An 11,316-nucleotide genomic window follows, 5' to 3' on the forward strand; every position below is an offset into this window, starting at 1 on the left:
TGACAATAGCTTTTTATCGCGTATCGCCGCCCGAAACGTATGGAACGTTCATTCGGGCGGCTTACGACATGCGCCGCTCTTATTCCACTTGCTTTAGCAGCGAGATCAGGTGGGATTTCATGAAGTCGTAGCTGGGCTTGTCGTCTTTTTTGGCGTAAAATCGCAGCCCGTCCAGCCCTTTGAACAACTGATAGCACAACAGCCTTTTCTCAAAATGGGCGATCTCTTTCCCCTCCCGCTCCCAAAACTCCCGCAGCCGCTGCGGAAATCGAATTTGCGGAACCCACAAATGCAGCACGGCTGCGTCAAACATAAAATCGCCGTACATCGCCATCTCCCAGTCGACGATTGCGGTAATACGACCGTCGCCCGACAGCATATTGCCGAGATGGAAGTCGCCGTGAACGAGATACCGCTCCTTGGGCGCATACTGCGCAAGATCGATCATCGCCGCATACGTTTGGTCGAACATGTCTTTTTCCAGGAAGCTGCTTTCAAACAGCGCGGTCCATCCCTCGTAAAACCCCTCCTGATCTTCCTTAAACGTAGACGCCAGCCAATCGGTCCACGAGGCGGCGGACGCTTCTCCGAAAGGCGTAATCCAGCCATAGCCGCTCGAATGATCGACGCGAACTTGGTTGATGGCGGCGAATCGCTGAATCAAATCGGGTATGACGCGAACGATCTCTTCTTTCGGCTGTGCGATGACGGGTACGCCGGCCGCTTTTTCCGATATCATATAAGGCAGTCCGTCGCATGTGCCTGCCTTCACGATTCGCGGTATCGGCAGTTCCGACGAGAAACGGTCGGTGATCAGCTTTACTTTGTCAACCGTGTCTTTATCGCTTTTAAAATGAATAACGAATAGTTTCGTACTCACCCGGTAACTGAACACTCGGCTCAGTTCTCCCATTTCGATCGGGGCAATATCGGTAATGGCCTCCGATTCGATCGTCTGCAAATATTCCTTTGCTCTTTCGATCGTCATTTCAGGCTTAAACGATTTCATTGGAGCATCCCTTCCTTCGGCTGCAATATTCGCCGGTACTGGCATTATTCATGCGATTCGTTAACACAGCTTATTCCCAGTATACCCTACATTCCGTATCGCCCGATCGTTCAAAATGGTTATCAAGCATTCTTTCCGCTGCAATCGAATCGGCGAAAGACCGTAATCGTTCGACAAAACGAAAACCGTATGAAGCCGAAGTCGACATTATTGCCGGGGAAATGACGAGATGCAAAAAGCCCCCCCCATCGGTTCATAGAACGAATGGAGGGCGCTATTATGCTTATTACTTTTTCTTGTTTTTAGCGTCATACGCAGCCTGATAAATTTCGAGGTACCGCTTAAGATTCATATTATCCAAATTTTTCAGGTAGCTATCCCAATCCTTATCCAGATTCGCGTCACCGGTAACAAAGCGGGCGATCATCTCCTTGACGTGATCCGTGATCGTCTTCTCCAGGTCGGCCAGCTCGGCCGCCTGATCGTTCGTGAAGAACAACTGCGGCAGGAACGTGGCCGGGTCCTGCTTATAAGGCTCGTAGTTTTTCTTCGTTTCGTTATACAAAATGATTTCCTGCGGATTATTCGGATCCGCCACGAGCCCGAGCCGGAAATCGTTGGTTCGAAGCGACGGGCCGGTTTGAGACCATGTCACGTTCTGAACCGGAGGCAAATTCGCGAGCCGTTTCCAGATCGCAGGCTTTCCGTTAATCCCGACCTCCGACTTGTCCGCCCATTTCCATTCTTTGTCCGGACGGCCGATCTCCATGCGCAGCGCCCATTCCTGCGTATACATCAGATCAGCCAGCCGGAACGCCGCTTCCGGATATTTGCTTGCTTTTGTAATTAAATACTGTCCGCCGCCTACGCTGGCCCGATATGGCGTCACCTGCACGCCTTTCGGTCCTTTCAGCGGAGGTACGGTCACGTAGTCGAGCCAGCGGCCGCTTTTCCCGTAAAACTCGGTGAACACGCCGTTATGCTGCGCCACGACGACGCCTGCGATGACGTTGTCCGGGTTTTCCCCCATTTGCCGGGCCTGATTGCGGTCCTGCGTGAACGACTGCGGGCTGATCAGCCCTTCCGCATACAGCTTCCGCAAATACTGCAGCCCTTCCTTCCACTCCGGCTTGTTGAATGGCACGGTCACTTTGCCGTTATTCAAGTACAGCCGTTTCTCGGGCTGCGGTGCGGAGCCTTCGACCGGATTGAGCGTAAACGCATTCATAAGGAACTGGTCGATGCCTACAGCCGGACCTACTGCCGCCCCAACGAGCGGAATTTCGTCGGCCTTGTTGTTGCCGTTCGGATCTCTCGTCTTGAACGCTTTCAGCACCTCGTAAAATTCGTCCGTCGTCGTCGGCATTTTGAGTCCGAGCTTGTCGAGCCAAGGCTTGTAAATCCACGCTTTCTGCGAATACGTACAGTGGAAACATTCGTTGATCTGCGGCAGCGCATAAATGTTGCCGTCGGGCGCAGTAATCATATCTTTGGCGTACGGAGCGGCCTCGAACATCTTCTTCGTCTCGGTCCCGTACTGCTCGATCAGCTTGTTCAACGGCAGGAAGACGCCCTGATTGCCATAGATGAGCTGCTGCGTGTTCGATACGCCGAAGCCCATAATGACGTCCGGGTAATCGCCGCTGCCGAGCACCAGATTCAGCTTCTCCGCAGCCGCTTTCTCATCCGCAACCTCCCATTCGATGTGGACGTTCGTTTTTTCCTCCAAATATTTCGTAAGCTCGTTCGTAGCGAAGTTTTCGACGAACGGCGGCGACTTGACGAGCACTTTGAGCGTGGTCTTCTCATTCGTGATCGGGAACTGCCCTGCAGGAGTTACTTTCGCACTGCTCGCTTCGGAACTTTTATCGCCGCCGTCCTTCGATTTCGTATCCGTACATCCGCTTAGCATTATGGCCGCACTGACCGTCAAACATAGACCGGAAACCAACCCTCTCCTCAAACCAATCTCCTCCTTGGTTATGGAACGCGCTAATCGCTTAACTATCCTTTTAAAGAGCCGATCATGACGCCTTTCACAAAATGCTTCTGCACGAACGGGTACACGACAAGCAGGGGGAACGTGGCGATAACGATGAGTGAATATTTCAGCAGCTCCCGCAAATTTTCGCGTCTCGCGGCTTCGAGAACGTCGCCGCCCAGCATGCTGGCGTCCACTTGATTCTGCACAAGAATTTGGCGGAGCACGAGCTGCAGCGGATACAAATTCGGGCTTTTCAAATAAATCATCGCATTAAAGTACTGGTTCCAATGGCTGACGGCGTAATAGAGCGAGATGACGGCAATGATCGGCCCCGAGAGCGGGATGACGATCTTGCGCACGAACTGAAAATCGTTGCAACCGTCGAGCTGCGCCGCCTCGAGCAGCTCGGTCGGGATGGTCGTCTGAAAGTAGGTTCGGGTAATGATCATATTCCACACGCCCAAAGCGCCGGGGATAATCAAGGACCAGACGGAACTCAGCATCCCGAGGTCTTTGACGATCAAGTAAGAAGGGATGAGGCCGCCGGAAAACATCGTCGTGAATACGAACAGAAACATCAGCACGTTTTTGCCGAACAAATCCCGCCTCGCCAGCGGATAAGCCGCCAGCAGCGTCATGACGACGTTGATCAGCGTACCGGCCACGGTATAAAAGATGGAGTTGCGAAAGCCGGACCAGATCAATCGATTTTTAAACACGGCGTCGTAGCCGTCGAGCGTAAAGCCTACCGGCCAAAGCCATACTCTCCCTTGGGCGACCGCCGAGGCGTCGCTGAAGGAAGCGCTCACAATATACACGAGAGGATACAACACGGTCACCGTAAAAAGGATCAATACCGCATAGTTGATGACCGAAAACAACCGGTCTCTCCCCGTGTCCGGAATGTTCGATTCGCTCATTGCATTCCCTCCTCTCCGGTTACCATAAGCTCGCCTGCTTCGTTTTTTGCGCCAGCTTGTTAATGGCAATGAGCAATATAAATCCGACGACCGACTTGAACAAGCCGATGGCGGAGGAGTACGAGTAATTCATCGCTTGCGACGTTAGACCGACCTTGTAGACGTACGTATCGATCACTTCGGAAGTCCGCAGATTGAGTGGATTTTGCAGCAGCAGCACCTTTTCGAAGCCGATGTCCATAATGTGACCGGTGTTCAGGATGAGCAAAATGATCGCGATGGGCATAATGCCGGGCAGATCGATATGCCACATGCGCCGCAGCTTCGAAGCGCCGTCCACGATCGCCGCTTCATGCAGCGACGGGTCGATGCTCGAAAGCGCTGCCAAATAAATGATGCAGGAAAACCCGACGCTTTGCCATACGCCCGACCATACGAAGATCGACTTGAAATATTCCGGCTTGCCCATAAAATTGATCGGTTCTACCCCGAACGCCCGCAAAATGTTGTTGACCAGACCGACCCGAGGATCCAGCAGCTCCATAATAATGCCCGCCATGACGACGACCGAGATGAAATGCGGCGCGTACGTAATCATTTGCACCGATTTTTTGAATACGCCCTGGCGAATATAATGGAGCGACAGCGCGAGCAAAATCGGGAACGGGAAGCCCGCAACGAGGCTGTAAACGCTAAGCAGCAGCGTATTCAGCATCAATCTGGAAAATTCGTACGATTTGAAAAAACGGATGAAATGCTTGAACCCGACCCAATCGCTCCCGGTAATGCCTTTGGTCGCGACGTAATCTTTGAATGCGATCTGCGCGCCATACATCGGGTAATACTTGAATACCAGCAAATAAATAAGCGGTAACGCGAGCAGCGCGTACAACCGCCAGCTGCGCTTCATCTGCTTCCATGCTCTTGCCGGCGCGCCGCGGATGCCAACCCGTACGGCCGGACTCGCCTTTACAGTTGCCAAAGCCGATACACCCTCCTTTTTCTTCGCTTGTTTCGGCGGAAAGCCTTGGTCCTTAGCGTAAACGGCGAAAGAAAAAAAGTAAAAGGGATATCCGTCAGCTGCATGTGCATGCATTCAGATGAAGTATGTGCAATGAAAAAAACGATGTGCAATCGTTAAGAATGCGCTTTCAACCGGCGTGTGAGCGGCGGTAGGCAGTCGTGCTGATCCCGTTAATCCGTTTAAAAGCCCGGCAAAACGTATTGGATGAACTGTACCCTACCCTTTCCGCAATTTCGTACACCGGCAAATCCGTGTCCGCCAGCAGCACTTTCGCCTGCGTCATCCGCAGGCTCTCCAAGTAATCGGAGAAGTTCACGCCGGTTTGTTCCTTGAAAAATTGGGACAAATAGCCTTTGGATATATCCATCCGGTCGGCCACCGCTTCCAGACAAAGCTCCTGGTCGACATATCCGTCCTGCAGCAGTCGAATGATGTTATCCATCAGCTGCACATTTTGGCTTTTCTTATGCTCCCCTACAAAACCGCACACATGGCGGTACGTCTCTACGAGCGCACGATAATTGTGATCCAGCCCTTCGAAAGACGACATATCTCCGGAGAACGGTTTCATTTGTTCGAACACGTTTCGCTCATCCATGCCGACCTGCGGGAGCATCTTCACAATTGTTCCCCACATCTCGTTCATAAACAGCCGCAGCATCGGAACCGACAGCCGCCGCTCCTTGAAGTTGATGTCGTACAGCTCCTGCAGCATCGACTCCACCGCCTGAAGATCGCCGGCTTTAGCCAAATTGCCGAGCCGCAGCTCGAAATCCGACGGATAATAATAACTGTTATGCTCTATCGGCAGCTCCTCAAACTGCATCGGACCGCTCCGATTTCTCCAGAGCAAATATTCAAGCGTCTGCCGCGCCTCCTCGTAGGAGCGCGAGACGTTGAGCAAATCTTCATGCACACCGCCGATTGCAAACCGGGTTGCCAGATACAGCCTATGCTGGATCGTCTCGCTAATGCGAAACGCTGCTTCTGCCAAGTATTCCCTTATATGCTGCGTATGGGCGAAACGGAATACGAACAGCAGGGCGATCCGGTCTTCCGCGACGTCATGCCAATGCGCGCTGGCGCCCAAAGCCTCGTGCAGGATGTCCTTGACCATGACACGCTTCACGTCGAGCGCCTCCAGATCAAAGCGGTTCAAGCCGCCGTCGTATCCCCGCAGCTGCAAAATAGCCACTGCGAAATAGTTCCCTTCCGTTTCGACGCCGACATGCTGCAGCAGCGCCCGGTGATCCTCCAGCGACACGTACTCCCCTTTGAGCAGCCGCTCAAACAAGGCGGCTTGCAGCAAAGGCGCTTGCGCCTTCATCTTCTCCTGCAGCTCGCGGTTATTGTCGATCAGCCGGGATACCGATTCGCGAATGAACCGATACGCGTCCGCCCCCGGAGACCCTGGAGAGCCGGAAGATCCGGCAGCAGCTTCCCCGTCCGTCCGCTCCATAATCGTCTCGATAATGCTTCGAAGCGGCCGGCTGTTGCGGTACGCGATCAAATAAGCGATTAGAAGTCCCGCAGCCAAAAAAATGAAGGCCATCGTGAACGTAATTTTTTTGATGTACAGCACTTTTTCCAGCACGACGTGAGCGGGCTGCGCAACCATATACGTCCAAGCGTTGTAAGCGGACGTCGTATAGGTGACGAGCATATCGCGGGAGCCGATCTTCATAGGAACGCTGCCTTCCTTTCCCGGCAAGCTGCCGCGGTCGATCCGCCCGTTCGGCGTACCTGAGGAAATCTCGCTCACGACGGCTCCGTTCTCGTCGGTAATATAAGCCCAGCCTCCGCCGGACAAATCGAGTCCGCCCAGCAGCTTTTGAATTTCCCGATTGTCCGCCGTGACGGCGATCGCCCCTTGAGGAGCGCCGGGGAAGCCGAGCGACTGAATGTAGGTGAGCAGCGAATAATGGCCGCCCCGCACATCGACATCACGGGCAGGCAGTACTTTGCGGGTGTGGTACCGCTCCAGAAACGTGCTTTTCCAATCGCCAAGTTCCATGCCGCTGTACTGAAAATAACGCGTAAATTCCTCGAGACCGTAAGTGGAGTTTTCCGTCAATACGAGCTCGCTGTTTTTGTAGAGCACAAAATAGCTGAAAATGAAATTATTCGTTAAGCCGTAATTGTACAAGCTTTTACGGGTATCCAGGATGCGGTACGTATTCGCCCCTTCGAACGGCTCCGTAACGGGCTGGAACTGCATGATCCGCGGATCGCCCGCGAGCTGCGTCGCGATCGACGATATTTCCGCAAACCGGCGGTCGAGTATGTCCCTGCTTTGCTGCAGCAGATGCATGTTGCCCGTCGTGACTTCCTTCTCCATCTCTTGCAGCGTCTTGTTGTAGATGACCCACCCGACGAGAAGCGGCAGCAGCAAGAACAGCATATTGGGCACAAGAAGACGCAAAAACACGCGGTGACCGTTCGTTCCTCTTCGTATCGCTTTCCACATTCCGTTTCCCCCCAAGCGTTGTAAACGGCTTTCCTGTCCAGACAAAACGATCGTATGGTACATATAATTCAACAATGAACATAAATATCCTTCGCATGGCCCCCGAATACAAAAACCTCCGGCCGGAACGGTCGGAGGAAGATCGTGCGTATGTATGATTATCTTCTTCTGCCTAACAAAAAAGTGCGGTTTACTTTCTTTTTGGCGACCGGCACAAGCTTCTCGCTTCGCACCATCGAGCTTTTGCATAAAGGACAAGCAGGCGCAGCCTCGGTGATGAATTCTTCACGAACCCAGGCGATGCAATCTTTCTCCACGCACTCCCAAATTCGTATTTGCTGTGTAGGCTGTTCTAATGTTGACGTTGGCGTTTCCACTTCTTTTCCCCCCGGTGGTTTTCTTTTCTGGCAGTATGATCACGGTCGCTCATGTTTAGATGACGTTTTATTATAATACCGTTTTGCCCAAATATTCAACCCCTGAGCGCCGAAATCGAAATTTTTCCGGTCATATCGGTTTCGGGCAAAAAGAAGTGAATTTTGTGAATATTATAATAATTTTCCTTTCTATATAATAGGGTCATAACATGTAACCGCTTTAATCGTTTCTATATCGTTGGGGGGTGTAGATTTGATCCAAAAAACAAGCGTCCTCTTCCTTTCCCTTTCACTTGCCGGCTCCTTGCTGGCGGGATGCAGCTCCGCTAAGCCCGAATCGCCCAAACAAGTTTTTGCCGATTTGAACCAGGTGGACAACGAGCCGGTTACGCTCATCTTCAAATCCGATTTCCCCGACGACATGGACGTATTCAACCGCTACTACGGAGATAAAATCAAGGCCAAATTTCCAAACGTTACGGTCAATTTCATTCCTCGCGTCACCGGGCAAACGATTCAGGATCTGCTGAATGCCGGTACATTTCCAGACGTGATGTACGGCAAAACGATCGGCATAGACGCGCTGCTCATCGACACCGATTTGGCCTACGACATGTCGGAATTAGTGAAAAAATACAACTACGATTTGAACCGGTTTAAGCGCAATTGATCGAAGCCATTAAAAACACGAATCCGGAAGGAAAGCTGTACGGCCTGCCGATGCCGGATTTCGATCCCCAAGTACTCTATTACAACAAATCGCTGTTCGACCGCTTCGGCGTTCCATACCCGAAGGACGGCATGACCTGGGATGAAACGTATGAGCTCGCAAAAAAAATGACCCGGGCGGACGGCGGCAAACTATACCGCGGCTTCAGCTCCCAGCACGGCGTCGTCATGAGGGATAACCAGCTCGGCCTTCCGTACCTCGATCCGCGCGCCGACAAAATCTACAATGACGAGGAATGGAAGAAGCAGTTCGACAATTTGGCGCGCTTCTATCAAATCCCGAATAACAACCGCGACACGAAAAACCGCTCGGCCGGCGTCGAATCGGACGCTTTCAATTCCGGCGACGTCGCCATGCAGGTCAACCAGTTGACCAAGTTCAGGACGTTCCCCGAAGGATTGGACTGGGACATGGTGACCATGCCGACGTTCAAGGAAAAACCGAATACGATGAACCAGGCGTCGTCCGCCTATTGGTTTGTTACGAAAACAAGCAAGCATAAAGACATTGCCTTCAAGATCGTCGCCTATTTGCTCTCGGATGAAATACAGGCCGATTACGCGACCAATTTGGCCGGCATCCCGTCCCTGAAGGCGTCGGACAATGCGGTCAAGACGTTCGGCCAAAACGTGCCGGCGTTAAAAGGAAAGCACGTGCAAGCCGCCTACAAATATGATATTGCCCCCGCTCCTCCGCAGCGTGACAAAGGGCTCGTCCGTGCCGACCCGAATAAAGTGCTCGCCGCCTTCAATAATGCGTTCCTGAAAGTCGTCATCGACGGCATGGATATCAATACGGCCTTAAGGCAGGCCGGCGAAGACGTCGCCAAAGCGATCGACGAGAAGCGGAAGTAGCCCTTGTGATGCGGTCACGACACCACGTTTGCTCACAGCAATGAACCGCCCCATGCATCCCATTGAGCGGTTCATTATGATCCGAGTCAGCCCTGCTTTCCATTCGTTGGTGCCGCTATTTTTTGGCCGTTTCCGCCTGCTCGATTTTTTTGTCGAGTGCTTCCGTCACGTCCCGCAGCATCGTGTTCACATCTTTGTTTTTGATCAGCGTATCCTTTATGCCGCTAGCCAAATCGTCGCCGCCGGTTTTGTTGTAAGGGTTGACCGAACCGGCGGGGGCGTACTTGTCCGGCTGCAGCGCCTTGACGTTTTTGCCTTTGTACAACGGATTGTCCTGACCGAATTGTTCTCTGATCTTATGATTGCTGAGCGTCGGCAGCAGCGAGCCTTCCTTGGCGCGCGCCGTCTGATACTCTTCCGAGGTTAAGTAGGCGATGACATCGAATGCGTCATCCTTACGATCGCTCATGGAAGTGACGTAGAAATAAGTCGGATACGCTTGCGGCCCGATCGGATTGCCGGAAAACACCGGGAACGAGGTTAAATCCCAGTTCATATCTCCGAGCTCCGTGGCGGAATGAAGCGCGGTGACGGCCAGGAACATGCCGATCGAGCGGTCTTTGAAAAAGCGGTTCCGCTCATTCGGCTCCGACAGCTTGTCAGGCATCGGGCCGTTCGGAATCTGATAAAACCGGGTCAGGTTGTTTACCCACGTTTTCCAACGGTCATCGGTATTGAATGCCGTCTTGTTGGTGGTACCATCCACGAGCGGCAACGAGAACTGATTCATCAGCGCCAAGTGCTGGTAAGAGGAACCGATTCCCCAATATTGAATGCCGCCGTCGGTGCGGGTCAGCTTTTTGCTCGTCTCGTACATGTCGTCCCACGTCATGCCGTCTTTCGGATACGGCACCCCGAATTTATCGAATACGTCTTTGTTATAGTAAACCGTTGAAGGCGGGACATATACCGGCAAGCCGTAAATCCCATTGTTTTTGGCCAATTTTTTGGCGGCGTCGACCATGGTCGGATCCAGCTTGCCGAGATCGTAATTCTTCTTTTTAATGAGCGGCGAAATATCGTATTGAAGGCCGTTTTCAAGCAGCTGCGCTGAAGTCAATCCGATCGAGGTAAATAAAATATCGATTTTTTGGCCGGCGGTGATCAAATCCGGCACGTTCTGCCCTTTTCCCCCAACTAGGTATTTCAACGTAACATTGGGAAATTTCTTGTTGACGGGTTCGGCGAATACTTTCTTGAAATCGTCCTCGCTCCAATCGGTACCGTACTGATAATATACCGTCAGTTCCACCGGCTCCTTTTTGCCTTCCGCGGCGTCCTGCGCCTGGTTTTTACTTCCGGCGCCGCTGCTGCAAGCGGTTACAGTCGATAAAGCAAGCAATGCGAGCAAACTTTTTTTGAACATTCGTTGAGCTCTCCCCTGCATATCAGTGTTGTTGTAGATCAAAGCTCCTGCCATTATAAAAGCATTTTTGCGAACAATCCATAACGGATACCGACATGTTTTTGCGCGATATTCAACTTATTTTTTCTCAGCAGAGGGAAATATACCATCCGCCGGCAGCACAACGAAAAAAAGCACACCCAACGGCGTGATATGCACCACCGTCGACTATGCTTCGTTTCAAGATATAATGCGCAAGCGGATGATCCGTTACGGGGTGTGCTCACGCTCAACCGCCCCGCACGATTGTCGGATCACCAGAGAAGGCTCGATTTGGATTTTCACCGGCGCGGTAGCAGCAAGATTGTCCTCGGCGGACATCAAATGGAGCATGACGTTAAACGCTTGAGCGGTGAGCTCCTCCACGTTGTACGCAACCGTCGTTAACGGCACTTCGGCAAAACGCGCCGCCTCCAAATTATCGAAGCCTGCGATCGCCGTATCCCCGGGAACGCGCAGCCCCCGCTCCTTGCACCACAATGGCAT

The 11,316-nt window shown here is 52.5% G+C and carries 10 protein-coding genes; 3 read left to right on the forward strand and 7 right to left on the reverse strand.

All coding sequences use genetic code 11. The features are described from left to right. Positions 1–79: 79 nt before the first annotated feature. The 5 genes from ACFQI7_RS07980 to ACFQI7_RS08000 form a co-directional block, all read right to left on the reverse strand. Positions 80–1,009, reverse strand: coding sequence for a phosphotransferase family protein (locus ACFQI7_RS07980; RefSeq protein WP_218098758.1), 930 nt, complete (start codon positions 1,007–1,009; stop codon positions 80–82). Between the two features lie 286 nt (positions 1,010–1,295). Then, a complete protein-coding gene (locus ACFQI7_RS07985; RefSeq protein WP_230414892.1) occupies positions 1,296–2,972 on the reverse strand; it encodes an ABC transporter substrate-binding protein in 1,677 nt (558 codons plus the stop codon). A 41-nt stretch (positions 2,973–3,013) separates the two neighbouring features. Beyond that, positions 3,014–3,913, reverse strand: a complete 900-nt coding sequence (locus ACFQI7_RS07990; RefSeq protein WP_218098759.1) for a carbohydrate ABC transporter permease — start codon at positions 3,911–3,913, stop codon at positions 3,014–3,016. Positions 3,914–3,932: 19 nt separating this feature from the next. Further along, a complete protein-coding gene (locus ACFQI7_RS07995; RefSeq protein WP_329958223.1) occupies positions 3,933–4,895 on the reverse strand; it encodes an ABC transporter permease in 963 nt (320 codons plus the stop codon). Between the two features lie 169 nt (positions 4,896–5,064). After that, positions 5,065–7,404: a helix-turn-helix domain-containing protein gene (locus ACFQI7_RS08000; RefSeq protein WP_218098760.1), complete on the reverse strand. Its 2,340-nt coding sequence runs from the start codon at positions 7,402–7,404 to the stop codon at positions 5,065–5,067. A gap of 144 nt (positions 7,405–7,548) precedes the next feature. Between ACFQI7_RS08000 and ACFQI7_RS37910 the strand changes: the two genes are divergently transcribed. The 3 genes from ACFQI7_RS37910 to ACFQI7_RS08015 all read left to right on the forward strand — a co-directional run bounded on the left by ACFQI7_RS37910 (position 7,549) and on the right by ACFQI7_RS08015 (position 9,365). Next, complete coding sequence (locus tag ACFQI7_RS37910; protein ID WP_452457500.1) at positions 7,549–7,857, forward strand: hypothetical protein; 309 nt, start codon at positions 7,549–7,551, stop codon at positions 7,855–7,857. Positions 7,858–8,034: 177 nt separating this feature from the next. Next, the gene (locus tag ACFQI7_RS08010; protein ID WP_218098762.1) at positions 8,035–8,451 is read left to right on the forward strand and encodes a hypothetical protein; all 417 of its coding nucleotides are present in this window, start codon (positions 8,035–8,037) and stop codon (positions 8,449–8,451) included. Further along, on the forward strand, positions 8,448–9,365 hold the full coding sequence (locus tag ACFQI7_RS08015) for an ABC transporter substrate-binding protein (protein ID WP_218098763.1): 918 nt from the start codon (positions 8,448–8,450) through the stop codon (positions 9,363–9,365). The genes ACFQI7_RS08010 and ACFQI7_RS08015 overlap by 4 nt, the downstream gene beginning before the upstream one ends. A gap of 115 nt (positions 9,366–9,480) precedes the next feature. Here ACFQI7_RS08015 and ACFQI7_RS08020 read toward each other — a convergent pair whose 3' ends face one another. Together ACFQI7_RS08020 and ACFQI7_RS08025 are read right to left on the reverse strand one after the other, a co-directional pair. Then, positions 9,481–10,791, reverse strand: a complete 1,311-nt coding sequence (locus ACFQI7_RS08020) for an ABC transporter substrate-binding protein (protein ID WP_218098764.1) — start codon at positions 10,789–10,791, stop codon at positions 9,481–9,483. A gap of 249 nt (positions 10,792–11,040) precedes the next feature. After that, positions 11,041–11,316 (reverse strand): substrate-binding domain-containing protein, encoded by a 276-nt coding sequence (locus tag ACFQI7_RS08025; protein WP_218098765.1) that lies wholly within the window; start codon positions 11,314–11,316, stop codon positions 11,041–11,043.

The sequence above is a fragment of the Paenibacillus allorhizosphaerae genome (assembly GCF_042659105.1).
In the GTDB taxonomy this organism is placed as follows: domain Bacteria; phylum Bacillota; class Bacilli; order Paenibacillales; family NBRC-103111; genus Paenibacillus_G; species Paenibacillus_G allorhizosphaerae.